The organism is Billgrantia lactosivorans, from assembly GCF_003254665.1.
Classification (GTDB): Bacteria; Pseudomonadota; Gammaproteobacteria; order Pseudomonadales; family Halomonadaceae; genus Halomonas; species Halomonas lactosivorans.
The window spans coordinates 1-23270 of record NZ_QHGY01000010.1; the positions used below are offsets into that span (position 1 = coordinate 1).

The following is a 23270-nucleotide window of genomic DNA, read 5'->3' on the forward strand; positions in this document are numbered from 1 at the left end:
GTCATCCTGACCCGGGGCGACCACATGAACGCCCACGGCGGGACCAACACGATGAAGATACTCGAGGTAGCCAGCCATGACCGATAGCCGACCCCGGCGCAGCGTGCGCCGCACCCTGCCGGCACGCAAGCGCATCGCCCTGATCGCCCACGACGGCAAGAAGGCGGAGTTGCTCGAGTGGGCCGAGCGCTGGCGCGATACCCTGGTCGCCCACGAACTGGTGGGCACCGGCACCACCGCCGGACGCCTCTCGGCCAGCCTCGGCCTCGCGGTGGAGGGGTTGATGAGCGGGCCGCTGGGCGGCGACCAGCAGATCGGCGCGCGCATCACCGAGCAGCGTCTCGACCTGCTGATCTTCTTCTGGGACCCGTTCGCCCCGCAGCCCCACGACCCCGACGTCAAGGCGCTGCTGCGGCTGGCCGCCCTGTGGAACGTGCCGGTGGCGTGCAACGCTGCCAGCGCCGACTTCCTGGCCAGCTCGCCGTGGCTCGACCAGCCCTACGAGATGGCCGTTCCCGACGCCGATGCCTGGGTGGCCTCTCGTGGCTCCGAACAGGCGCCGTAGCACAGAACAACGAGACCGACGGGCCCCGGCCCGCGAACCTTGCGAGGACACCATGTTCCAGCTTACCCGCAGCGTCACCTGGCAGGCTCTCGAGAGGCTGCAGCAGGCCACCGCCAACGACCGCATCAGCGACTACTTCGCCGCCGACCCCCAGCGCTTCGACAAGATGAGCCTGCGCGTCGGCGGGCTGTTCCTCGACTACTCCAAGCACCACGTCTCCGAGGCGGTGCTGGCCAAGCTGATCGAGCTGGCCGACCACTCCGCCCTGGTGCAGCGCCGCTCACAGATGTTCTCCGGCGACATCATCAACGTCACCGAGGACCGCCCCGTCCTGCACACCGCCCTGCGCAATCTCGGCGAGGGCCCGCTGATGGTCGACGGCAATGACGTGATGCCCGAGATCCAGCGCACCCGCGAGCAGATTCGCCAGTTCTCCGAGGCGGTGCGCAGCGGCGAGTGGCGCGGCTACAGCGGCGAGCGCATCAGGGACATCGTCAACATCGGCATCGGCGGCTCGGACCTCGGCCCCAACATGGCCAGTCGCGCGCTGCTCAAGTACCGCCACCCCGACCTCAACTTCCATTTCGTCTCCAACGTCGACGGCGCCCATATCCAGAAGGTGCTGGCCCGCCTCGACCCGGCCACGACGCTGTTCATCGTCTCGACCAAGACCTTCTCGACCCAGGAGACGCTGCTCAACGCCAAGACCGCGCGGCGCTGGTTCGTCGAGACCGCAGGCGAGGACGCCGACGTGGGCGCCCACTTCGTCGCCGCCTCGACCAACCGCAAGGCGGCCATGGAGTTCGGCATCCGAGAAGAGAACGTCTTCGAGTTCTGGGCCTGGGTCGGCGGGCGCTATTCGATGTGGTCCTCCATCGGCCTGCCCATCGCGCTATCCATCGGCTTCGACGGCTTCATGGAGATGCTGGAGGGCGCCTACGCCATGGACCAGCACTTCATCGAAGCGCCCTACGCCCGCAACATGCCGGTGCTGATGGCGCTGATCGGGATCTGGTACATCAACTTCCGCGGCGCCGAGACCCAGGCCATCGTGCCCTACGACCAGGCGCTGCACCAGCTGCCGGCGTTCCTCCAGCAGCTCGACATGGAGTCCAACGGCAAGTCGGTGGACATCTTCGGCCATCCGGTGAACTACAAGACCGGGCCCATCGTCTGGGGCCAGACCGGTTCCAACGGCCAGCACGCCTTCTTCCAGCTGCTGCACCAGGGCACCCGCTACGTGCCGATCGACTTCATCGCCTCGCTCAAGCCCGAGCCAGGCATGGAGGAGCACCACTTCGCCCTGCTCACCAACATGCTGGCCCAGGCCAACGCCTTCATGGAGGGCAGCCAGGAGGGCAGCCAGCTCGACCCCTACAGCTGCCCCGGCAACCGCCCCTCGAGCGTCTTGCTGCTCGACGAGCTGACGCCGAGGAACCTCGGCGCGCTGATCGCGCTCTACGAGCACAAGGTGTTCGTCCAGGGAGTGATCTGGAACATCAACTCCTTCGACCAGTGGGGCGTTCAGCTGGGCAAGCGCATCGCCGGCGAGATCAGCGAGCGCATCGACGAGCACAGCCAGGACTTCGACGCCTCGACCCAGGGCCTGCTGGCACTGGTACGCGAGCATTTCCGCCCTGCCCCGGCAAGCGGCGCTGCCGTCAAGGGCAGGGCGAAGGGTAAGGGCGAGGAGAAGGCCAAGCGCTGAGGCGGGAGGCGCCGCCGCGCGTCAGCCATGGCGCGAGCGCACGAAACGGTCGCCCCACCAGGCCGCCGCCAGCCACAGCGGCACGCCGAGCAGAACGTAGAGGAGCGCCAGGCCGGGGCGGCCGCGCTCGAGCAGGTGCAGCGTCTCCAGGCCGAACAGCGAGAAGGTGGTGAAGCCACCGCAGAAGCCGGCCATCAGGAACGGCTGCCAGCGCGCCGCCCGGCCCCCACCGCGGCAGGCGGCGTATGCCCCAAACGCGGCGATCAGCCACGACCCGAGCACGTTCACGGCGAGCGTGCCCCAGGGAAAGGCGGGGCCTAGCGCCGCCAGCGTCCCCTGCGACAACAGCAGGCGCAGCACGCTGCCCAGGGCGCTGCCGACCCCGACCGCCGCGTAGCCGCGCCAGCCGCTCATGCCGCTCCCCCCGCCAGCCGCCAGCCCAGCCCAACCAGCGCCAGCCCGGCGATCAGCGTCGCCGACAGATTGGCGAGCGCCGCTCGCCGGCGGCCGCTCTGCCACAGCGTCAGGCTCTGCAGGCTCAGCGAAGAGACGGTGGTATAGCCCCCCAGCAGGCCTACCATCAGCAGCGCCCAGCCGCCCGGCAAGCCATCCCCCTCGGGCGGGGCGAGCCAACCGGCCAGCCCCCCCGCGAGCAGCGCGCCGCTGAGATTGACGACCAGCGTGCCCCACGGAAATGCCGTGCCCGCCAGCCTGGCGAGCAGGTCGGAGACCGCCAGGCGCGCCATGCCGCCCAGCGCGCCCCCCACAGCCACAGCCACCGTCACCAGCAGCCCCACGTTCGCGCTCATTCGTTGCCCTCGCCATTCCCAAGCGCCGATGCTAGCGGAGTCGCCGCGTGCGAACAAAAAAACAGGCCATCCGGAGGGCGGATGGCCAAGATGTGGAGCTTCGTTCAGGGAATCGCGCCCCGGGAAGGGCGCCGGGGAAAATATGACACACGTGGCCCGTAATGTACAATGCCTGCATAATTAATCGGCGTCATTCGTCCCCGACGCCCTGACGCCCTATCATGGGCGGGACGGAATCCCCATCCTTCCCCGCCCGACACGCCCGAGACGGAGGTCACGCGTGATAGCACACCGGTTTATCCCCTGGCTGTTCGGCTGGCTGATCCTCGCCGTGCTGGCCGCCGCACCGGCCCTGGCCCAGCCTGCCGACAGCGACGCCGCCCCCGCGCCGGAGGCCCTTGCCGAGCTGCTCGAGAACGAGCAGACGCGCCAGCAACTGATCGACCACCTGCGGCGCGAGGCCGCCGACCCCGCCCTGGCCGATGCCGACCCGGCACCGGCGCAGGTTTCGCTGCCCAGGCGGCTGGCCGAGGTCACCAGCCGCATCGTCAGCGACATCGGCGGCGAGGTGCGCAACCTGTTCGACATCGTGGCGGGGCTGTTCACCGCCGATACCGATACCTCCGCGCTGGACTGGGGCGACTTCACCACGGCGGTGATCAACCTGGGGCTGGTGATCCTGGCCACCTTCGTCCTGTTCCTGGGCTTTCGCCGCCTGTCGCGACCGCTCTTCACGCGCCTGAGCCGGTGGTCGCGCCAGCCCAGCGGGCTCAACCCGACCATTCGCCTGGTGCTGTGCGTCGCCGTCGCCGCGCTGATCGACGCGCTGGTGGTCGCGCTGGCCTACGTGGGCGGCAACCTGATCGCCACCTTCGCCGTGGGCGAGACCGGCGAACTGTCGACCCGCGCCTCGCTGTTCCTCAACGCCTTCCTGATCATCGAGCTGATCAAGGCGGCCCTGCGCATGCTCTTCTCGTCGCGCTACGAGGGGCTCAGGCTGCTGCCCATCTCGGCCGGCGAAGCCTCCTACTGGAACCGCTGGCTGGCGCGCCTGGTCGGCCTGGTCGGCTACGGCCTGCTGGTGGTGGTCCCGCTGATCGGCTTCTACCTGGCCCCCACCCTGGGCCAGGGCGTCGGGGCGCTGATCATGTTCGCCGCCTTCCTCTATGCCGTCGCGGTGGTGCTGAAGAATCGCACCCGCATCCGCGACGAGCTCCACGGCATGGCGGCCCGATCCGACTTCACCGCCACCCGCATCTCGCTGCAGCTGTTCGCCCGCACCTGGCACCTGTTCGCCCTGGCCTACTTCCTGATGGTGCTGGTGCTGACCCTGACGCGCCCGGCGGATGCCCTGCCGTTCGTGCTCTTCGCCACGCTCAAGACCGTGGTCGTGGTGGTGGTCGGCATGCTGCTCTCGAACCTGCTGACGCAGACCATCGGCCGCCGCATCCGGCTTTCCGACGACCTGCGCCGCAAGCTGCCGCTGCTCGAGCCACGGCTCAACAGCTACGTGCCCAATACGCTGCGCGTCATCCGCACCGTGATTCTGATAGCGGTGGTGCTGCTGGTGCTCAACGCCTGGGGCGCCTTCGACCTGGCCGCCTGGTACGCCTCCGAGGCGGGGCGCGGGCTGATCGGCAAGCTGGTCAGCGTGGCCGTGATCCTGCTGGTCGCCATCGCCGTGTGGCTGGCCCTGGCCAGCCTGATCGAGCACAAGCTCAACCCCGAGACCGGCAAGGGCGAGCCCGATGCCCGCGCCAAGACGCTGCTGTCGCTGTTCCGCAACGCGCTCGCCATCGCCCTGATCACCATGACCGGGATGATCGTGCTGTCGGAGATCGGCATCAACATCGGCCCGCTGATCGCCGGCGCCGGCGTGCTCGGCCTGGCCATCGGCTTCGGTGCCCAGAAGCTGGTGCAGGACATCATCACCGGCATCTTCATCCAGGTGGAGAACGCCATGAACACCGGTGACGTGGTCACGGTGGGCGGCATCACCGGCACCGCCGAGCGTCTCAGCATCCGTTCGGTGGGCATCCGCGACCTGGCGGGTGCCTATCACATCGTGCCCTTCTCCAGCGTCGACACCGTCTCCAACTACATGCGCGAGTTCGGCTACCACGTCGGCGAGTACGGCATCGCCTACCGCGAGAGCATCGACGAGGCGATCGTCGCCCTGCGCGAGGCCTTCGACGAACTGGCCGCCGACGACGACCACAAGATGAACATCGTCGCACCGCTGGAAGTGGCGGGCGTGATCGCCCTGGCCGACAGCTCGGTGAACATCCGCGTGCGCATCAAGACCACCCCCGGGACCCAGTGGGGGGTGGGGCGCGCCTACAACCGCCTGGTCAAGCTGCACTTCGACGCCAAGGGCATCGAGATCCCCTTCCCTCACACCACGCTCTACTTCGGCGTGGGCAAGGGGGCCGAGGCGCCGCCGGCCAATGTGCGCCTGATGCGCCAGGACTTCGACATCGACGGCCGCCCCGGCGGCCAGCCACGCTCCGGCGAGAGCAGCCGCGAGAGCGAGAACGACCCGCGCGCCAAATCCGACCCACCCCCCCCGGGCGACCACGAGGACGAGCGGTGAAGCGCGCCGCTTGAACGCACGCCTCCCATCGGACGCGATGGGAGGCGCCGCCGTCTCGTCGCGGGAACCGCCCCGGCGCCGGCAGAATCGCCACGCGTGCCTATACTGTTGCTGAGCTCCGGCGCGGCCTGCGTTGCGCCGCATCCCCTGCTCATGCTCCGACGGCGTTCTAGGGACGGGACCATGATGACAAGCAAGGTACGAGGCACCGCCTACGGTGCCTGGCTGCTGCTCGCGACATCGGCCATCGCGCTGATCCTCGCGGCGGTCGCCACGTTCGACGAGGGCAACGGCATTGCCCACACCCCGGGCACCTACCTGGTGCTGACCTCCACCGCATTGTTGCTGCTCGGCTCGCTGCTGCTGGCCCTGGCGCGCGGAATGCCGCGCTGGCTGGGCGGGCTTCTCGCCCTCCTGATCCTGCTCGACCTGCTGGGCACGGGCCTGGCGGCCTACCTGCTGCAGGCCGAGTGGCTGCTCGGCTGCATGGGGGTCGGGCTCGTGGCGTGGCTCACCCATGTGATTGCCGACCCCGCCACGGGCAAGCGCGACCAGCACATGACGCAACGCCAGGAGGCCTCTTCATGACACGCCAAGACGCCATTGCCCTTGTCGCCTCGCTGCTGCTGGCTGGCTCCATCGGCCACGTGCTGGCTCAGGAGGAGCCTCCCGCCGACGAGGAAGGCGGCCAGCCACAGGGCATCACCGAGCCCCAGGACGGCGAGGCCGAACAGGATGACGGCGGCGACACGTCGCAAGCGGACCGGGATGACAGTGAAGCGCCCTCGGTGACGCCGACCGGCCCCGGCGGTCGTGTGGAGACGGGCTCCGCCGGGCAATCCCCCAGTGGAGCCGACCAGCCCGAGCCGCCCCACCAGGGGCCGGACACCTGGATGGAATCGCCGGATAGCTGGGCGACCTTCAACGGCGACCTGCGCGCCCAGAAGTATTCGCCGGCCGAGCAGATCACACCACAGAACGTTGGCGAGCTCGAGCAGGCCTGGGAGTACCGCACCGGCGATGTCGCGGATGGCAGCGACGACGTGCCCATGTCGGTATGGTCGGCAACCCCCCTGTTCGTCAACGACACGCTCTATCTGGGCACGCCTTTCTACCGCATCATCGCGCTGGACCCGGGCAGCGGCGAAGAGAAGTGGACCTTCGACCCAGGGGCTCCCCTGGAAGCCCTGACCCAGCCCAACATGAAGGGCCGCGGCGTGGCTTACTGGCAGGCCGACGAACCGCGGGCGGGAGAAGCCTGCCAGAAGATGGTCTACATCGGTACCATGGACGCCAAGCTCTACGGCGTCGATGCCGACACGGGAGAGCCCTGCGCCGACTTCGGCGACGATGGCATGGTCGACGTCAACCAGTGGAATACCGTCAACGACAAGTGGCCGCTGTCGCTGTTCCAGCCGCCCACGGTGTACGACGACACGCTATTCCTCGGCTGGGCCGGCAAGGACTGGACGGACGCCGTCGCACCGCCTGGCACGGTCTTCGCGCTCGACGCACGCACCGGCGAGCGCAAGTGGACCTTCCATGCGCTGCCCGAGGAGGTGGTCGACCGCACCGGTACGGCCAACGTCTGGGCCTCGATGTCGCTGGACCCCGAAAGCGGGCTTCTCTACATTCCGATCAGTTCGCCGAGCCCCAACTACTACGGTGGCGAACGCACCGAGGAGCTGCCCCTGGCCACCTCGGTGACGGCGCTTAACACCGAGACCGGCGAGGTGGTATGGAGCCGGCAGCTGGTGCATCACGACATCTGGGACTACGACACCGTCGCGCCGCCCACGCTGGTCGACATCGACAAGGATGGCGAGCGCGTGCCCGCCCTGGTGCAGCCATCCAAGCAGGGCTTTTTGTTCGTGCTCAACCGTGAGACCGGTGAGCCGATCTACCCCATCGAGGAGCGCGAGGTGCCGGCTTCGGATGCCGAAGGCGAACAGGCCGCACCGACCCAGCCGTTTGTCGACGTCCCCGAGCCGACCGTTCCCGACGAGTGGCCGGGCATCTCGAAACTGGCCGACATCGTCGGCCTGGGCGAGTGTAGCCGCAAGGCCGAGGGGCTGCGCTACGAAGGCCGTTTCACGCCGCCGAGCGTCGAAGGTACGCTCGCCTACCCACCGACGACGGGAGGCTCGCAGTGGGGCGGTGGCGCCGTCGATCCCGAAAGCGGCGTGTTCGTGATCAACTCCAACAGCGTGGTGCAGATCTACCGCCTCATTCCGCGGGACGACTACCAGCAGCTGGAGCAGTCAGGCGAGACGGGCGGCTACTACGAGCAGGGCGACACGGCCTACGGCTTCCAGCTCGAGACATTCCTCAACTGGGCCGGCATGCCGTGCTGGAAGCCGCCCTACGGCACCCTCGCCGCCTACGACCTCACCACCGGCGAGCGGCTATGGAACGAACCGTTCGGCCAGGTGCAGAAGCACGGCTTCTATATGCCGGAGTCGTGGGGGTCGGTCACCATCGGCGCGCCGGTGATCACCCGCTCGGGGCTGATCTTCATCGGTGCCTCGATGGATTCGCGCGTGCGCGCGCTCGAGCTGGAAAGCGGCGAGGTACTGTGGAAACACCTGGTGGACGCCCCCGCCGTCTCGATGCCGGCGGTCTACACCTTCGAGGGCAAGCAGTACGTCACCTTCGCGGTGGGCGGCAACTCGATCCTGCTGCCCAAGGTCAGCGACCAGGTGGTCTCCTTCGCCCTGCCCGACTGAGCGCCGCGCCGCAACGCCACCCAGCAGAAGGGCGCCTCGCGGCGCCCTTCTGGTCTTTCGCATCATGCCATCGGCACTCAGCCGGTCTTCTTCTTCGCCGCGGCTGACTGTTCAGGCTGGACTGCCGGCTCGGCGGGCTGGGGCAGCGAGGGCAGCGACTTGTCGAGCAGCTCGACGCTCTGGCGGTAGTAGAGCTGGCTCTTGTTGTGCTCGCCGAGGTTGGCGTAGAGCCGCGCCAGCTCGGCGCAGACCACGCCGCTCGGGCGCTGGCGCTGGCTCGCCTCGAAGTACTCCTGCGCCTTGCCCCAGTAGGCGTTGCGCAGTGCCAGGCGGCCCAGGGTGAGCAGCAGGTCGGGATCGTTGGGACGCTCCTGCAGCCACTTCTCGGCGTGCACCAGCTGGCGTGCCGGGTCGACGTTGAGCAGCCCGTAGCGCAGCACCAGCCGGCTGTCCCAGTGCTCCTTGAGCGAGTGGCGCAGCAGCCGCTCGGCGATGCCCTCCTCGTTGCCGCGCACCAGCGCCTCGGTGTAGAGCACCACGAGCTCGACGTTGCCGCGCAGCGCATCGGGCATGTCGGCCCACAGGTTGCGGATGCGCTCGACGTTGCCGGGGTCGCGCGCCTCGTGGACCAGCAGCTCCTTGTAGGCGCGCAGCTCCAGCTGGTTGCGCTCCTGGGGCGAAATCAGCTGGCGCGAGGCCAGCCGCGGCATCAGCCGACGCAGGCCGTCCCAGTCGTTGACGCTGAGGTAGGCCTGCTTGAGCTGCTTGAGCACCTGGGGATGGTTGGGCAGCTGGCGGTCGAGCCGGGTGAGGATGGCCAGCGCCTCCTCGTACTGCTGGCGGTCCAGCATCAATTGGACCTGCATCAGCCCGACGGCGGTATCGGCCCCCTCGGTGGAGAGATGAGCCCGCTTGAGCAGCGTGTCGGCCTGCTCGTAACGGCCCTGGTAGTGGGCCGCCAGCGCGGCGGAGAGGTAGTTGACCAGCGGTGTGCTGGAGTCGTCGGCGGCCTTGACCAGCGACTTCTCCGCGCGCTTCCAGCGCCCCTCGGCCAGTGCCACCAGGCCGCGCACGGTGCGCTTCATGGCATTGCGGTGGCGGGTCCGCCGGTTCCACACCTTGAGGCGGCTGACGGGATGGCTCAGGCGCAGCAGTACGCGCAGGACGAAATGCAGGGCCAGGAACACCGCCAGCAGCAGCACCAGGCCGAACCAGAAGGAGGTCTGGTAGGAGGTCTCTCCCACCCGCACCAGCCAGTAGCCCGGCACCGAGACCATCAGCTGGCCGAACAGCGCTCCCAGCGCCAGGCCGAGGAGGACGATCAGCAGCAACTTTCTCATGCTTCATCTCCCTGGCCGCCGCGCGAACCGAAACGCCGCTCGATGAATTCGGCCAGGGCCTCCTGGGAGCCGCTGATGTCGGGCAGCTCGGGCTGGATGGTCTCGCCCTTGAGCGCCTGGAGCTGCTCCATCACGGCCTGGACCTCGCCGCGCTCGGTGTCGTAATAGCTCTCGATCAGCGCCAGCGCCTTGTCGAGGCTCGCCTCGTAGAGTGCCTGCTCCTCCTTGAGCAGCGCCAGCTGGGCCTGCTCCAGCACCAGGCGCGCGCTCTGGCGCAGGTAGGACTCCTGCTCCGGGGTGACCAGCCCCTCGAGCGCCTCGTCGTGATGGCGCACGACGATCAGTTCCTTGAGCTCCTGGCCGAAGCGCGACAGCTGGTCCTGCCAGCCGCCGCTGGGCGCCTCCTCGATCCCGGAGCGCGCCGGGATCTCCTCCAGCTCGCGCGACAGCGGCAACTGCGCCAGGCGCTCCTGCTGGGCGTTCAGGGCGAGGTAGATCCCGGTACGGTCGACCTCCGGCACGCCGTCGAGGATCGACAGCTCCGAGGCGATGGCGCGGCGCACCGAGAGCAGCGCCGCGTTGTCGGCCTCTTTCAGGCGGGCATCGGCAGTGCGCAGCAGCGCCTTGGCCCCCTCCACGTCGCGTTCGAGCTGCAGGCGCTGGTTGGCCAGCCGCAGCAGATAGGCCGCCTCGGCATGCAGCCATTCGCGTTCGTCGGTGTCCTGGGTGGTGGAAAGCTCCTCGAGTACCTGGTCGAGCGCCTCGTCGACCTCGCCGCGGTAGCTGCCGAACTCGCCCTGCATGGCGTCGATCGCCTCGGCGAGTTCGGCGTCACGCTCGCGCTCGCCGCTCTCGAGACGCTCGCGCAGCGCCTCGAGCTCGTCGGCGGTGGCGGCCCCGCCGGCGCGCTCCTCGAGCTCGGCCAGGCGCTGCTGCTGGGCGTCGAGCCGCTCCCAGGCGTTCCAGGCGAACAGGCCCGCCCCGATGCCGAGGAACAGCACCAGGATCAGCGCCAGCACGCCGGCGGCACGGCCGCCGCCCTTGCCGCCGCCGTCGCTGCCGGTCGCGGGCGGCGGCGTGCCGCCACCTCCGGCCGGTGCCGTCTTGCCCGCGCCGCTGGCGGTGGGCTTGGCATCGCCGGCGGGCTTGGCGCCGCCGGCGGGCTTGGCGCCGCCGGCGGGCTTGGCACTGCTGGCGGGCTTGGCGCCGCCGGCGGGCTTGGCGCTGTCCGCGGGCTTGGCGCTGTCCGCGGGCTTGGCGCTGTCCGCGGGCTTGGCGCTGTCCGCGGGCTTGGCACCGCCGGCTGGCTTGGCACCGTCGGCGGGCTTGGCACCGTCGGCGGGCGTGTCGTCCGCCTTGCCTGCCGCGAGCGGCGCAGATGAATCGCCACGCTGAGCACGACCCTTGCCGGCGTCGCTGCCGGGCTTGTCCTTGGCCGCGGCCTCACGGCCCTTGTCGTCCCGGCCCTTGGCGGAAGGCGCCTTCTGCTCGTCCTGTTCGTTGCTCTGCTTGCTCATCTGTCGCTAGCCCTTTTCGAGATCATCTTGATCGACATCGGCATCCTCCTGGCTGCAGGCCGCGGCCACTGCGCCGGCAAGCGCCGCCGGTGTGGCTCCCGCTGCCACCACGGGAGTGCGAAATCCCAGGTCGCCGGCCAGTGTGGCCAAGCGGCGACTGGACACGATTAACGGTTGGCTCAAGGTGGCCTTGGTGCACCATCTTGCCAGATGTTCGAGCAATTCTCCGCTACTCACTACCAAGGCCCGGTAGTCGCCCCGAACGAGGCACTCGCGCAGGGCCGGGGGCGGCGGCAGAAGGCGCCGCCGATAGAGCGCCAGCCGCGTGACCCGTGCGCCGCGCGCCGCCAGGCTGTCGGCCAGCAGCGTGCGCCCGCCCTCGCCGGCCGCCAGCAGCACCCGCTGGCCGTCGAGCGCGCGCAGCGAGGCGAGCTGGAGCAGCGCCTCGCTGGTGTCCTCGCCGGCAGTGGCCGGCGGCAGGTGCACCCTGGCGCCGAGCCGCTCGTGCAGAACCTCGGCCGTGGCCGCCCCCACCGCATACCAGGCCGTGCCCAGCGGCAGCTGGGGCCAGTAGCGATCGAGCGCCTGGCAGAGGCACTCGGCGGCGAAGGGGCTGACCACCACCACCTTGTGGTAGTGATCGAAATCGAGCCACGCCTGGCGCATCGCCGGACTCTCCGGCAGCGCCTCCAGCGCCATCACCTCGAGGTTCGCCACCGCGAAGCCGGCGGCCTCGATGGCCGCCGCCAGGGCCGCGGCCCGCTCGCCCGGCCGGCAGATCAGCACCGGCAGCCCGGCCGCCATTCAGCCGCCGTAGACCTGCGCCAGGATGTCGCCGGCGCCGCGCTCCAGCAGCTCCTCGGCCACGCGCACGCCCAGCGCCTCCGGCTCGTGGATCGAGCCGCGCCCCTCGGCGCGCAGCACCTCGGTGCCCTCGGGGTTGCCCACCAGCGCCCGCAGCCACAGCGTCTGGCCGTCGTCCTCGAAGGTGGCATAGCCGCCGATGGGCACCTGGCAGCCACCCTCGAGACGGGTGTTCATGGCGCGCTCGGCGCGGACCCGGGTCGCCGTGATGGGGTCGTCCAGCGGGGCCAGCAGCGCGATCAGCTCCGGGTCGCTGATGCGGCACTCGATGCCCAGCGCCCCCTGACCGCAGGCCGGCAGGCACACCTCGGGGGGCAGCTCCTGGGCGATGCGTTCGCCGAGCCCCAGGCGCCTCAGCCCGGAGGTGGCCAGGATGATGGCGTCGAACTCGCCGGCGTCGAGCTTGGCCAGGCGGGTCTGCACGTTGCCGCGCAGGGTGAGGATCTCCAGGTCGGGGCGCTGCTCGCGCATCTGCAGGCCGCGGCGCAGGCTGGAGGTGCCGATGCGCGCCCCTTCGGGCAGCTCGTCCAGCGCGGCGTAGTGGTTCGAGACGAAGGCGTCGGTGGGCTCGGCGCCGGCGAAGATCACCGACAGCCCCAGCCCCTCGGGGAAGTGCATGGGCACGTCCTTCATCGAGTGCACCGCGATATCGGCGCGGCCGTCGAGGATCGCCTCCTCCAGCTCCTTGACGAACAGCCCCTTGCCGCCGATCTTCGCCAGCGGCGTGTCGAGGATCTTGTCGCCGCGGGTGGAGAGCGCGACCAGCTCCACCTCGAGCCCGGGATGCTCGGCCATCAGCAGGTCGCGAACGTGTTCGGCCTGCCACATGGCCAGCAGGCTCTTGCGGGTGGCAATGCGCAGCGTAGTGTTGGATCGCACGTGGTTCTCCCCTGCAGCGGGCCCGACTGCCCCTGCTCAGCTGTCGTTGCCGCGACATTATCGGTCACGGCCGGTAGGCGGTCATTGACCTTCATCATAAAGCACCGGGCCAGGCAGGAAAAATTGGACCCGTCGTGGCCTGCCACGCCCTCGCCACTCGCGCCGACTCTGGTACACTGCAAGACCTGACCTACGCCGCCGTGCGCGGCTTCCCGAGAACGCCACAGCATGCAACACGCAGGATGTCCACGCCGATGAGCTCTAGTTCCACAACCCCCGGCACCAACCAGTCCTGGGGCGGTCGCTTCAGCGAACCCACCGATGCCTTCGTCGCCCGCTTCACCGCCTCGGTCGACTTCGACCGGCGCCTCGCCCTGCAGGACATCCAGGGCTCCATCGCCCACGCCACCATGCTGGCGCGGGTCGGCGTGCTGAGCGACGCCGAGCGCGACGCCATCGTCGCCGGGCTCGACGAGATCCGCGGCGAGATCGAGCGCGGCGAGTTCCAGTGGTCGGTGAAGCTCGAGGACGTGCACATGAACGTCGAGGCGCGCCTGACCGAGAAGATCGGCATCACCGGCAAGAAGCTGCACACCGGGCGCTCGCGCAACGACCAGGTGGCGACCGACATCCGCCTGTTCCTGCGCGACGAGATCGACGTGGTCGAAGGTGAGCTGGCGCGCCTGCGCGAAGGGCTGATCGCGCTCGCCGAGCGCGAGGCCGACACCATCATGCCCGGCTTCACCCACCTGCAGACGGCACAGCCGGTGACCTTCGGCCACCACCTGCTGGCCTGGCAGGAGATGCTCGCCCGCGACCACGAGCGCCTGCTCGACTGTCGCAAGCGGGCCAATGTCATGCCGCTGGGGGCCGCCGCGCTGGCCGGCACCACCTACCCCATCGACCGCCACGTCACCGCCGAGCTGCTGGGCTTCGAGCGCCCCGCCGAGAACTCGCTCGACGCCGTGAGCGATCGCGACTTCGCCATCGAGTTCGCCAGCTTCGCCAGCATCCTGCTGATGCACCTGTCGCGCATGAGCGAGGAGCTGGTGCTGTGGACCAGCGCCCAGTTCGACTTCATCGACCTGCCCGACCGCTTCTGCACCGGCAGCTCGATCATGCCGCAGAAGAAGAACCCCGACGTGCCCGAGCTGGTGCGCGGCAAGACCGGCCGCGTCTATGGCCACCTGATGGGGCTGCTGACGCTGATGAAGTCGCAGCCGCTGGCCTACAACAAGGACAACCAGGAGGACAAGGAGCCGCTGTTCGACACCCTCGACACGGTGCGCGACTGCCTCAAGGCGTTCGCCGACATGGTACCGGCCATCGAGGCGCGCAAGGCGAACATGTACGACGCGGCGCGGCGCGGCTTCTCCACCGCCACCGATCTCGCCGATTACCTGGTACGCCGTGGCGTCGCCTTCCGCGACGCCCACGAGATCGTCGGCCAGTCGGTGGCCTTCGGCATCCGCCAGAAGAAGGACCTCTCCGAGATGAGCCTCGACGAGCTGCGCCAGTTCTCCGATGCCATCGAGGCCGACGTGTTCGAGGTGCTCACCCTGGAGGGCTCGGTGGCGGCGCGCAACCACATCGGCGGCACCGCCCCGGACCAGGTGCGCGCCGCCGCGCAGCGGGCCCGCGAGGCGCTGGCGAAGCTGGGCCGCTGAACCATGCGCATGACGAGCACGCAAGCGACACCCGGGGCCCGCCCGCTGGCGCTGGCCGCGCTGGTGCTGGTGCTGCTGGCCGGCTGTGGCCAGAAGGGGCCGCTCTACCTGCCCGGCGACGAAGCCGCCGAGGAGCGCTACGGCAGCCCCGCGGCGCAGCAGGACGAGCAGAACGACGACGCCGACGAGGAAACGGACTGACCCATGGACCACTTCGAATATCGCGACGGCGTGCTCTACGGCGAGGAGGTGCCGCTGACCCAGGTGGCCGACGCGGTCGGCACGCCCTGCTACGTCTACTCCCGGGCCACCCTGACCCGCCACTTCCGCGCCTACACCGAGGCGCTGGGCAGCCACCCGCACCTGATCTGCTACGCGGTGAAGGCCAACTCCAACCTGGCGGTCCTCAACCTGCTGGCACGCCTGGGCGCCGGCTTCGACATCGTCTCGCTGGGCGAGCTCGAGCGCGTGCTGGCCGCCGGCGGCGACCCGGCCAAGGTGGTGTTCTCCGGCGTGGCCAAGCAGGCGGGCGAGATGGCCCGCGCGCTCGAGGTCGGCATCAAGTGCTTCAACGTCGAGTCGCGCCCCGAGCTCGAGCGCCTCAACGCCGTGGCCGAGCGGCTGGGCAAGGTGGCGCCGGTGTCGCTGCGGGTCAACCCCGACGTCGACGCCGGCACCCACCCCTACATTTCCACCGGGCTCAAGGACAACAAGTTCGGCATTCCGGTGGACCAGGCATTCGATGTGTATGAACTGGCGGCCCGCCTGCCGGGCGTAAAGGTCGTCGGAATCGACTGCCATATCGGCTCGCAGCTCACCGAGCTCGCCCCCTTCCTCGACGCCCTGGACCGCCTGCTGGTGCTGCTCGAGCGCCTGCGCGAGCGCGGCATCACGGTGGAGCACCTCGACCTCGGTGGCGGCCTCGGCGTGCCCTACCGCGGCGAGCGCCCGCCGCAGCCCTTCGACTATGCCGCCTCGCTGCTCGAGCGCCTGGCGCGCTGGGAGCACGGCGCCGGCCTGACCCTGCTGTTCGAGCCGGGCCGCTCGATCGCCGCCAACGCCGGCGTGCTGCTGACCCGGGTCGAGTTCCTCAAGCCCGGCGAGACCAGGAACTTCGCCATCGTCGACGCCGGCATGAACGACCTGATCCGGCCCTCGCTCTACCAGGCCTGGCAGGCGATCATCCCGGCCGATACCCGCCCCGTGCGCGAGCGCGCCACCTATGACGTGGTCGGCCCGGTGTGCGAGACCGGCGACTTCCTGGGCAAGGAGCGCGAGCTGGCCATTGCTGCCGGCGACCTGCTGGCGGTGCGCTCCGCCGGCGCCTACGGTTTCGTCATGGCCTCGAACTACAACAGCCGGCCGCGCCCCGCCGAGGTGATGGTCGACGGCGATGCCTTCCATGTCGTACGCCGTCGCGAAACCGTCGAGTCGCTGTGGGCCGGCGAGGCACTGCTGCCCGACTCTCGGGGCGAGGAGAGTCGCTGATGCTGCTGCACTTCACCAAGATGCACGGCCTCGGCAACGACTTCATGGTGGTCGACCTGATCACCCAGCGGGCGCGGCTGCGCGACGAGCAGATCCGCCGCCTCGCCGACCGCCGCTTCGGCGTGGGCTTCGACCAGCTGCTGCTCGTCGAGCCGCCGCGCAGCCCCGACATGGACTTCCGCTACCGGATCTTCAACGCCGACGGCAGCGAGGTGGAGAACTGCGGCAACGGTGCCCGCTGCTTCGCCCGCTTCGTGCGCGACCAGCGCCTGACCCACAAGCGCGAGATCCACGTGGAGACCACCGGCGGGCCGCTCACGCTGCTGGTACAGGACGACGGCCAGGTCACGGTGGACATGGGCAGCCCGCGCTTCGCCCCGGCGACGCTGCCCTTCGATGCCGCCGAGGACCGCCCCCTGCATCGCCTCGAGGTGGATGGCGAAACGGTCGAGTTCGGCGCCGTCTCGATGGGCAACCCCCACGCGGTGCTGCGCGTCGATGACGTCGACACGGCGCCGGTCGAGCGCCTGGGCCCCCTGATCGAGCGCCACCCGCGCTTCCCGCGACGGGTCAATGTCGGCTTCATGCAGGTGGTCTCGCCTAACGAGATCCGCCTGCGTGTGTTCGAGCGCGGCAGCGGCGAGACCCTGGCCTGCGGCACCGGCGCCTGTGCCGCGGTGGCCAGCGGCATGCGCCAGGGCCTGCTCGAGAGTCCCGTCACGGTGCACCTGCGCGGCGGCGACCTGCGCATCGACTGGCCCGGCGGCGATGCCCCGCTGCGGATGACTGGCCCCGCCGAACGCGTCTTCGAGGGACGCATCGCCCTGGCCTGACCTGCCGGGCCCACCCGAACCGAAGGAGTCAAGCATGACCCGAGCCGTCCCCGAACCGCGCAAGACCCTCGATCCGGACCGGGTCGCCGAGTGGCTGGCCCGCCATCCCGACTTCTTCGTCGGCCGCGAGGGACTGCTGCAGCAGCTCAAGGTGCCGCATCCTGAGGCCCACGGCACGACCTCGCTGCTGGAGCGCCTGGTCTACGACCTGCGCCGCCGCGCGGAGCAGGCCGAGTGGCGCCTGGAACAGCTGCTCGAGTCGGCACGCCACAACGAGGTGCAGTATCGACGCACCCGCGAGCTGGTGCTGGCGCTGCTCGAAGCCGAGGACGCCGACGCCCTGGGCCAGGCGCTGGCCACCCAGATGGCCGAGCACTTCCAGATCCCGGCCGTGGCGCTGTGGTGCCCGGCCCAGCTCACCGACCACGAGCCGCTGCCGCCGCAGCCGCCGCGCCATGTGCTCGACGAGCACGCCGGCGTACGCCTGGCCGCGCTGCTCGACGGCCGCACCAGCCGCTGCACGCGGCTCACGCCCACCGACTGGGGTCGCCTGCTGCCCCACGCACGGCCACCGCGCCAGGCCGGTTCCTGCGCCCTGGCCCGGCTGACCCTGGGCGAACCGATGGGCTACCTGGTGCTGGCCAGTCCCGACCCCGATCACTTCCGCGCCAGCATGGACACGCTGTTCACCGAGTACCTCGGCGACGTGGTGGCACGGCTGCTGCTGCGCCACGCGCCGCCGACCCACGAGACCCCGCCGAAGCATGGCTGACCGTCCGCTGCGGCGGCAGTTGCAGGCCTGCCTGGCGGCGCTGTCGACCACCGCCAGCCCGGCGACGCTGAGCGCCTACCGCCGCGACCTCGAGGCGCTGGCGGCATTCCTCGAAGGGCGCGGCCACGAGGACGGCGCCGAGCTGGACGTGGGCCAGGTGCGCCGCTTCCTCGGCGCCGAACGCAGCCGCGGCCTCGCTCCGCGCAGCCTGGCCCGGCGGCGCGCGGCGGTGTCGCATTTCGGTGCCTTCCTGGTCCGGGCGGGGGTCCTCGAGCACAACCCCGCCGAGCTGGTGCCGACGCCGCGCCAGGGCGCCCACCTGCCCAAGCCGCTGGACGTGGACCAGCTCTCGCGGCTGCTCGACACTCCCCACGACGGCTCGCCGCTGGCGCTGCGCGACCAGGCGATGCTCGAGCTGTTCTACTCCAGCGGCCTGCGCCTGGCGGAGCTGGCCGGCCTCGATCTCGGCGACCTGGAGCCGCGCCGCGTGCGGGTCATCGGCAAGGGCAGCAAGCCGCGCCAGGTACCGGTGGGACGCAGCGCGCGGCGCGCGCTCGACACCTGGCTGGACCGTCGCCCGGCGCTGGCCGCCCCCGGGGAGACGGCGCTGTTCGTGGGCAAGCGCGGCCAGCGGCTCGGCCATCGCGCCATCCAGAAGCGGCTCGCCGAGGTGGCCCGCCGGCGCGGCCTCCCCGAGCACCTGCACCCGCATCGCCTGCGCCACTCCTTCGCCAGCCACCTGCTGGAGTCGAGCCAGGACCTGCGCGCGGTGCAGGAGCTGCTCGGTCACGCCAACCTCTCGACCACCCAGGTCTACACCCAGCTCGACTGGCAGCACCTGGCGGCGAGCTACGACGCGGCGCACCCCCGTGCGCGGCGACGCGGCGACGACTCGCACGAGGCATGACCATGGCGGCGTCGCTGCCTCTGCAGGCCATCACCTTCGACCTCGACGACACCCTGTGGGACAACCACGGCGTGATGGTCGCCACCGAGACCGGCCACTATGCCTGGCTCGACCGCGAGCTGGCCGCCTGGCGGCTGACCCGCGGCGAGACCGCCTCGCCGACCTTCGCCGAGCGTTTCCCGCTGGCGAGCTTCGAGCAGCGCCGCCGGTCGCTGGCCCGCGCCCATCCGCTGCGCCGCGGCGACTTCACCTGGCTGCGCGAGCGGGCGCTCACGCAAATGCTCGGGGAGTACGGCCTCGACCCGGCCGCGGCGGAGCGCTGGGCCCGGGCGGCGATGGCGCAATTCATGGCGCTGCGCCACCGGGTCGAGCCGCACCCCGAGGCCGAGCCGCTGCTGACGCAGCTGGGCCGGCACTATCGCCTGGCCAGCATCACCAACGGCAACGTGGATGTCAGCCGCCTGGCGCTGGGCCGGCACTTCCCGGTGGCCATTGCCGCCGGCGAGATGCTGGCGCCCAAGCCCGACCCGCGGCCCTTCCTGGCGGCCCTGGCGCGGCTCGGCGCCTCTCCGGCTCGCAGCCTGCACGTGGGCGACTCCTGGCGCGAGGACGTCGAGCCGGCCCGGCGCCTGGGCATGCGGGTGGCCTGGATCTCGCCCCACCTGGATGACCTGCCGATGCCGCCCGGCATCCATCGCCTCGACCACGTGCGCGAGCTGCCCGCGCTGCTGCGCCGGCTGGGCCAGCCGGTCCCGGGCTGAGATGCGCGCTACGAGAGGACGGGGTCGGCCAGCCAGGCGTCGAGCCGGGCACAGGCCTCCTCGACCCCTTCGCGCTTGAGCGACGAGAACAGCTGCACCGTCACCAGGTCCTCCCACTCGCGCAGGCGGCTGCGCACCTGCTGCAGCGCGCTCCTGGCCGCGCCGGACTTCAGCTTGTCTGCCTTGGTCAGCAGGATGTGCACCGGCATGTCCTGGTCGTCGGCCCAGCCCAGCAGGGTCTGGTCGAACTCGGTCAGCGGGTGGCGCACGTCCATCACCAGCACCAGGCCGCGCAGGGCACGGCGCCCGCGCAGGTAATCGGCCAGGTGGCGCTGCCACTCGCGCTTGACCGCCTCGGGCACCTTGGCATAGCCGTAGCCGGGCAGGTCGACCAGACGGCGGTGGGTATCGTCGCCCAGCGCAAAGAAATTGATCAGTTGGGTACGCCCCGGCGTGCGCGAGGTGCGTGCCAGTGCCTTCTGCCGGGTCAGGGTATTGATCGCGCTGGACTTGCCGGCGTTGGAGCGGCCGGCGAAGGCGACCTCGGCGCCGTCGTCGGGCGGGCACTGGGCCAGCGTGGGGGCGCTGGTCAGGAAGCGCGCGCTCTGGTAGTTCATTCGGGTCATGGCCTCAACTTCCTGGCGGTGGGAACACAGCGGGCAGCGTCGGGCCCCCGCCCTGCATTTCCGATGCCGGCTTGTTTCGTTATAATGCGGTGTCTTTTTTCTGCGACCTGGGCGCGCTAGTGTAACATCGTGCTCTTGTCGGCAGCGACCGACCCGAGCGGCGCGTCGACGGCAGGGCAGGGCCGGCCTGGTTTCAGCAAGGCTGGGCAGCTCCCAGGAATGCGTACCGGTATAATCCATAACGGCATAGTGAATCAGCGATGAGAAAGTTACTGGCAAGCCTGGCAATTACCCTCGGCGCCGTTGGCGTCGCTCACGCCGACCTGGAAGCAGACGCCGACGCTGCCGCTGGTCGCGAAAAAGCCCAAAGCTGTGCGTCCTGCCACGGTCAGGAAGGCATCAGCTCCTCGCCCTCCTTCCCGCATCTCGCCGGCCAGCAGCCCTCCTACCTGGCCAAGCAGATCATCGACATCCGCGACGGCAACCGCGAGGTGCCGGAGATGGCCGGTCAGGTCGACGACTTCTCCGACCAGGACGCCTGGGACGTCGCCGCCTACTTCGCCGAGCAGGATGCCAACGTCGGCCAGGCCGACCCGGAGGAGGAAGTCCTGGAGCGCGGCGAGGAGCTCTACCGCGCCGGCGACATGGCCAAGGGCGTCCCCGCCTGTGCGGCCTGCCACGGCCCCACCGGTTCCGGCATCAACACCGCCGTCTACCCGGCCCTCTCCGGCCAGATCCCCGAATACGTCGTCACCTCGCTGCAGAAATTCGCCGCCGGCGAGCGTACCAACGACCCCAACAACATGATGGGCGACATCGCCTCCAAGATGAGCGATGCCGACATGGAGGCCGTGGCCAACTACATCAGCGGCCTGCACTGAGCGCAGCGTCGACGGGTAGCGGCCGGCCACGACCGGCACTGAAGGCGGCCCTGTGCCGCCTTCCGCGTCTTGGCCCAGGTCGCGCCGGAACCGTCGGCGGCATTGGCGCTCAAAGTGAGCGACGCTATCGTCAAGCTGGTTGAGCCGCCGCCGCCGGCGAACTTCACAGGAGTCCCAGTACATGTTCAAGCCTTTCCGCACCCTCCAGTCAGCCCTGTTCGCCGTGGCCGGCCTGGGCCTGGCGACGCTGGCCACCGCCGACAACCTGGTCGAGGGACAGCACTACGAGAAACTGCCCGAACCCGTCGAGACCAGCGCCGGGGAAGACCAGGTCGAGGTGACCGAGGTGTTCTGGTACGGCTGCCCGCACTGCTACAACCTGCAGAGCAGCGTGACCGACTGGTACGAGACCCTGGACGAGGACGTCAAGGTGGTGCACATGCCCGCCACCATGGGCGGCGACTGGAACACCCATGCGGCGATGTTCTATGCCGCCGAGGAGCTGGGCATTCGCGAGGAAGCCCACGCCGACTTCTTCCATGCCATCCACGAGGAGGGCGAGCGGCTCAACGACACCGACAGCATCGCCCGCTTCTTCAGCCAGTACGACGTCAGCGAGGAGGAGGCCCGCCAGGCGCTGGACGCCTTCGGCGTCAAGGCCCAGGTCAACAAGGCCAATTCGCGGATGCGCGCCATGCGCCTGATGGGGGTGCCGGCGCTGGTCGTCGACGGGCGCTACCTGGTGACCCCGAGCAGCGCCGGCAGCCTCGAGAACATGCCGCAGATCGCCGACGCGCTGGTCGAACGCGTGCGCCAGGAGCGCACCGACTGACCGTGTTCGCCGAGCACTCGCATCTGGCCGACGCCAGGACCCCGACCCTGGAAGGCGGGCACCTCAAGCTGCTCACCTTCAACATGCAGGTGGGCATCCAGACGTCGGCCTACCATCACTACCTGACCCGCAGCTGGCAGCACCTGTTGCCGCACCCCCAGCGGGTGCGGCGGCTGGACATGGTCAGCAACGTGCTGAGCCGCTTCGACATCGTCGGCCTGCAGGAGGTGGATGGCGGCAGCTTTCGCTCCAGCCACGTCAACCAGATCGAGTACCTGGCCACCCGCGGCGGCTTTCCGCATCACTACCAGCAGCTCAACCGCAACCTGGGACGCTTCGCCCAGCACAGCAACGGGCTGCTGTCGCGCCTCGCCCCGTCCCGGGTCGAGGAGCACCGGCTGCCCGGCACCCTGCCCGGGCGCGGCGCCATCCACGCCCGCTATGGCGACGGCCCCGACGCGCTGCACCTGTTCGTCGCCCATCTGGCCCTGAGCCATCGCGGCCGGGTGCGCCAGCTCGACTACCTGAGCGAGATCATCCAGCCGCTGCAGCACGTGGTGGTGATGGGGGATCTCAACTGCACGCCGGACCAGCTGCACACCCACCAGCGCTTCTGCGCCTCGCTGCCGCTGCACCCGGTGCGGCCGCTGCTCAGCTACCCTTCGTGGCAGCCACGCCGAGCCCTCGACCATATCCTGATCTCGAACTCGCTCAAGGCCGTGGACGTGCGCGTGCTCGATCACCTGTTCTCCGACCACCTGCCCATCGCCGTCGACGTGGCGCTGCCGCCCCGCTGCCTGGAGGTGCTGCAGGCGTTGCAGCGGCAGCAGCGCCGCTGACCCGCCGCGTGTGCCGCCAAAGCGGAGGCGTTGAGCCACGAGGATGACGCCCGCCGCGGAATCGGCGATGATGCGGTCCCTGATTCGCTTCGACACGAGACTCCACCATGCAAACCGCGAACCGCGATCCGCTCCTGCTCGCATGGCTCGACGGCTTTACCGAGGTCGTGGGCCGCTCCATCGCCTGGCTGGTGCTCCTCATGATGGCGCTGCAGTTCGCCATCGTGGTGATGCGCTATGCCTTCGGACTCCACAGCGTGGCCATGCAGGAGTCGGTCATGTACATGCATGCCATGGTGTTCATGCTGGGGGCCGCCTGGACGCTGCGCCACGACGGGCACGTCCGCGTCGACATCTTCTACCGCAAGCTCTCCGCCCGTGGCCGCGCCTGGATCGACCTGCTGGGCACGCTGTTCCTGCTGTTCCCGGTCGTGCTGTTCATCGCCATCTCGAGCCTGGGCTACGTGAAGAGCAGCTGGGCGATACTCGAGCGCTCCCCCGACGGCGGCATCCCCGGGGTGTTCCTGCTCAAGTCGCTGATCCTGGTGATGATGGCGCTGCTGCTGCTGCAGGGCGTGGCACAGGTGATCCGCCAGGTGCTGATCCTGCGCGGCAGGGCCCCGGGCAACACGCCCGACCACGACGAGGTGATCTGAGGTGGAA

General features: G+C 69.9%; 22 protein-coding genes and 1 pseudogene. 16 read left to right on the top strand and 7 right to left on the bottom strand.

Features of this window, described 5'->3' with window-relative positions; all coding sequences use genetic code 11:
- Positions 1-76: 76 nt before the first annotated feature.
- Together DIS04_RS16255 and pgi are read left to right on the top strand one after the other, a co-directional pair.
- Entirely contained in the window at positions 77-565 is a 489-nt protein-coding gene (locus DIS04_RS16255; protein WP_111414838.1) for a methylglyoxal synthase, read from the top strand.
- 52 nt (positions 566-617) lie between these two features.
- Positions 618-2273: a glucose-6-phosphate isomerase gene (pgi, locus tag DIS04_RS16260; RefSeq protein WP_111414839.1), complete on the top strand. Its 1656-nt coding sequence runs from the start codon at positions 618-620 to the stop codon at positions 2271-2273.
- Between the two features lie 21 nt (positions 2274-2294).
- On the opposite strand, the gene DIS04_RS16265 is transcribed toward pgi, so the two are convergent.
- Positions 2295-2687: a fluoride efflux transporter FluC gene (locus DIS04_RS16265; protein WP_111414840.1), complete on the bottom strand. Its 393-nt coding sequence runs from the start codon at positions 2685-2687 to the stop codon at positions 2295-2297.
- Complete coding sequence (locus DIS04_RS16270) at positions 2684-3082, bottom strand: fluoride efflux transporter FluC (RefSeq protein WP_111414841.1); 399 nt, start codon at positions 3080-3082, stop codon at positions 2684-2686. The genes DIS04_RS16265 and DIS04_RS16270 overlap by 4 nt, the downstream gene beginning before the upstream one ends.
- A 280-nt stretch (positions 3083-3362) precedes the next feature.
- Between DIS04_RS16270 and ybiO the strand changes: the two genes are divergently transcribed.
- From ybiO to DIS04_RS16285, 3 genes are all read left to right on the top strand, one after another.
- On the top strand, positions 3363-5675 hold the full coding sequence (gene ybiO / locus DIS04_RS16275; protein WP_111414842.1) for a mechanosensitive channel protein: 2313 nt from the start codon (positions 3363-3365) through the stop codon (positions 5673-5675).
- Between the two features lie 183 nt (positions 5676-5858).
- Complete coding sequence (locus DIS04_RS16280; RefSeq protein WP_111414843.1) at positions 5859-6263, top strand: hypothetical protein; 405 nt, start codon at positions 5859-5861, stop codon at positions 6261-6263.
- Positions 6260-8401 carry a pyrroloquinoline quinone-dependent dehydrogenase gene (locus DIS04_RS16285; RefSeq protein ID WP_111414844.1) on the top strand — a complete coding sequence of 714 codons (2142 nt, stop codon included), beginning with the start codon at positions 6260-6262 and terminating at the stop codon, positions 8399-8401. The genes DIS04_RS16280 and DIS04_RS16285 overlap by 4 nt, the downstream gene beginning before the upstream one ends.
- Positions 8402-8478: 77 nt before the next feature.
- Here DIS04_RS16285 and DIS04_RS16290 read toward each other — a convergent pair whose 3' ends face one another.
- Genes DIS04_RS16290 through hemC form a run of 4 tightly spaced genes read right to left on the bottom strand, consistent with a single transcriptional unit; the run spans position 8479 to position 13001 of the window.
- Entirely contained in the window at positions 8479-9741 is a 1263-nt protein-coding gene (locus DIS04_RS16290; RefSeq protein WP_111414845.1) for a heme biosynthesis HemY N-terminal domain-containing protein, read from the bottom strand.
- Complete coding sequence (locus DIS04_RS16295; RefSeq protein ID WP_111414846.1) at positions 9738-11258, bottom strand: uroporphyrinogen-III C-methyltransferase; 1521 nt, start codon at positions 11256-11258, stop codon at positions 9738-9740. Before DIS04_RS16295 ends, DIS04_RS16290 begins: the two co-directional genes overlap by 4 nt.
- 6 nt (positions 11259-11264) lie before the next feature.
- Positions 11265-12062, bottom strand: a complete 798-nt coding sequence (locus tag DIS04_RS16300; RefSeq protein ID WP_111414847.1) for a uroporphyrinogen-III synthase — start codon at positions 12060-12062, stop codon at positions 11265-11267.
- Positions 12063-13001, bottom strand: a complete 939-nt coding sequence (hemC, locus tag DIS04_RS16305) for a hydroxymethylbilane synthase (RefSeq protein WP_111414848.1) — start codon at positions 12999-13001, stop codon at positions 12063-12065.
- 254 nt (positions 13002-13255) lie between these two features.
- Between hemC and argH the strand changes: the two genes are divergently transcribed.
- The 7 genes and pseudogenes from argH to DIS04_RS16340 all read left to right on the top strand — a co-directional run bounded on the left by argH (position 13256) and on the right by DIS04_RS16340 (position 19429).
- Positions 13256-14668 carry an argininosuccinate lyase gene (argH, locus tag DIS04_RS16310; protein ID WP_111414849.1) on the top strand — a complete coding sequence of 471 codons (1413 nt, stop codon included), beginning with the start codon at positions 13256-13258 and terminating at the stop codon, positions 14666-14668.
- 9 nt (positions 14669-14677) lie between these two features.
- Positions 14678-14812, top strand: a pseudogene (lptM, locus tag DIS04_RS16315) (LPS translocon maturation chaperone LptM); the annotation flags it as partial.
- Between the two features lie 60 nt (positions 14813-14872).
- The gene (lysA, locus tag DIS04_RS16320; protein ID WP_111414851.1) at positions 14873-16156 is read left to right on the top strand and encodes a diaminopimelate decarboxylase; all 1284 of its coding nucleotides are present in this window, start codon (positions 14873-14875) and stop codon (positions 16154-16156) included.
- Positions 16156-16989, top strand: coding sequence for a diaminopimelate epimerase (dapF, locus tag DIS04_RS16325; RefSeq protein WP_111414852.1), 834 nt, complete (start codon positions 16156-16158; stop codon positions 16987-16989). Before lysA ends, dapF begins: the two co-directional genes overlap by 1 nt.
- A 34-nt stretch (positions 16990-17023) precedes the next feature.
- Positions 17024-17761 carry a DUF484 family protein gene (locus DIS04_RS16330; protein ID WP_111414853.1) on the top strand — a complete coding sequence of 246 codons (738 nt, stop codon included), beginning with the start codon at positions 17024-17026 and terminating at the stop codon, positions 17759-17761.
- Positions 17754-18668 carry a tyrosine recombinase XerC gene (locus DIS04_RS16335; RefSeq protein ID WP_111414854.1) on the top strand — a complete coding sequence of 305 codons (915 nt, stop codon included), beginning with the start codon at positions 17754-17756 and terminating at the stop codon, positions 18666-18668. The genes DIS04_RS16330 and DIS04_RS16335 overlap by 8 nt, the downstream gene beginning before the upstream one ends.
- Before the next feature lie 2 nt (positions 18669-18670).
- Positions 18671-19429 carry an HAD family hydrolase gene (locus DIS04_RS16340; protein WP_340148176.1) on the top strand — a complete coding sequence of 253 codons (759 nt, stop codon included), beginning with the start codon at positions 18671-18673 and terminating at the stop codon, positions 19427-19429.
- Positions 19430-19437: 8 nt separating this feature from the next.
- Here DIS04_RS16340 and yihA read toward each other — a convergent pair whose 3' ends face one another.
- Entirely contained in the window at positions 19438-20055 is a 618-nt protein-coding gene (gene yihA, locus DIS04_RS16345) for a ribosome biogenesis GTP-binding protein YihA/YsxC (RefSeq protein WP_111414856.1), read from the bottom strand.
- 260 nt (positions 20056-20315) lie between these two features.
- Here yihA and DIS04_RS16350 point away from each other — a divergent pair, with 260 nt between their 5' ends.
- From DIS04_RS16350 to DIS04_RS16365, 4 genes are all read left to right on the top strand, one after another.
- Positions 20316-20936, top strand: coding sequence for a c-type cytochrome (locus tag DIS04_RS16350; RefSeq protein ID WP_111414857.1), 621 nt, complete (start codon positions 20316-20318; stop codon positions 20934-20936).
- 181 nt (positions 20937-21117) lie between these two features.
- Positions 21118-21768: a thiol:disulfide interchange protein DsbA/DsbL gene (locus DIS04_RS16355; RefSeq protein WP_111414858.1), complete on the top strand. Its 651-nt coding sequence runs from the start codon at positions 21118-21120 to the stop codon at positions 21766-21768.
- A gap of 83 nt (positions 21769-21851) precedes the next feature.
- Positions 21852-22607 (top strand): endonuclease/exonuclease/phosphatase family protein, encoded by a 756-nt coding sequence (locus tag DIS04_RS16360; RefSeq protein ID WP_111414935.1) that lies wholly within the window; start codon positions 21852-21854, stop codon positions 22605-22607.
- Between the two features lie 107 nt (positions 22608-22714).
- Positions 22715-23263 carry a TRAP transporter small permease subunit gene (locus DIS04_RS16365; RefSeq protein ID WP_111414859.1) on the top strand — a complete coding sequence of 183 codons (549 nt, stop codon included), beginning with the start codon at positions 22715-22717 and terminating at the stop codon, positions 23261-23263.
- Positions 23264-23270 lie beyond the last annotated feature (7 nt).

Coding starts and splice junctions, on each gene's coding strand:
- argH (WP_111414849.1), top strand. CDS start 13,256: ATGAGCTCTAGTTCCACAACCCCCGGCACCAACCAGTCCTGGGGCGGT.
- lysA (WP_111414851.1), top strand. CDS start 14,873: ATGGACCACTTCGAATATCGCGACGGCGTGCTCTACGGCGAGGAGGTG.
- DIS04_RS16290 (WP_111414845.1), bottom strand. CDS start 9,741: ATGAGAAAGTTGCTGCTGATCGTCCTCCTCGGCCTGGCGCTGGGAGCG.
- DIS04_RS16340 (WP_340148176.1), top strand. CDS start 18,671: ATGGCGGCGTCGCTGCCTCTGCAGGCCATCACCTTCGACCTCGACGAC.
- DIS04_RS16355 (WP_111414858.1), top strand. CDS start 21,118: ATGTTCAAGCCTTTCCGCACCCTCCAGTCAGCCCTGTTCGCCGTGGCC.
- DIS04_RS16365 (WP_111414859.1), top strand. CDS start 22,715: ATGCAAACCGCGAACCGCGATCCGCTCCTGCTCGCATGGCTCGACGGC.
- DIS04_RS16265 (WP_111414840.1), bottom strand. CDS start 2,687: ATGAGCGGCTGGCGCGGCTACGCGGCGGTCGGGGTCGGCAGCGCCCTG.
- DIS04_RS16295 (WP_111414846.1), bottom strand. CDS start 11,258: ATGAGCAAGCAGAGCAACGAACAGGACGAGCAGAAGGCGCCTTCCGCC.
- dapF (WP_111414852.1), top strand. CDS start 16,156: ATGCTGCTGCACTTCACCAAGATGCACGGCCTCGGCAACGACTTCATG.
- DIS04_RS16300 (WP_111414847.1), bottom strand. CDS start 12,062: ATGGCGGCCGGGCTGCCGGTGCTGATCTGCCGGCCGGGCGAGCGGGCC.
- DIS04_RS16270 (WP_111414841.1), bottom strand. CDS start 3,082: ATGAGCGCGAACGTGGGGCTGCTGGTGACGGTGGCTGTGGCTGTGGGG.
- DIS04_RS16350 (WP_111414857.1), top strand. CDS start 20,316: ATGAGAAAGTTACTGGCAAGCCTGGCAATTACCCTCGGCGCCGTTGGC.
- DIS04_RS16280 (WP_111414843.1), top strand. CDS start 5,859: ATGATGACAAGCAAGGTACGAGGCACCGCCTACGGTGCCTGGCTGCTG.
- DIS04_RS16360 (WP_111414935.1), top strand. CDS start 21,852: ATGCAGGTGGGCATCCAGACGTCGGCCTACCATCACTACCTGACCCGC.
- pgi (WP_111414839.1), top strand. CDS start 618: ATGTTCCAGCTTACCCGCAGCGTCACCTGGCAGGCTCTCGAGAGGCTG.
- DIS04_RS16335 (WP_111414854.1), top strand. CDS start 17,754: ATGGCTGACCGTCCGCTGCGGCGGCAGTTGCAGGCCTGCCTGGCGGCG.
- yihA (WP_111414856.1), bottom strand. CDS start 20,055: ATGACCCGAATGAACTACCAGAGCGCGCGCTTCCTGACCAGCGCCCCC.
- DIS04_RS16330 (WP_111414853.1), top strand. CDS start 17,024: ATGACCCGAGCCGTCCCCGAACCGCGCAAGACCCTCGATCCGGACCGG.
- DIS04_RS16255 (WP_111414838.1), top strand. CDS start 77: ATGACCGATAGCCGACCCCGGCGCAGCGTGCGCCGCACCCTGCCGGCA.
- DIS04_RS16285 (WP_111414844.1), top strand. CDS start 6,260: ATGACACGCCAAGACGCCATTGCCCTTGTCGCCTCGCTGCTGCTGGCT.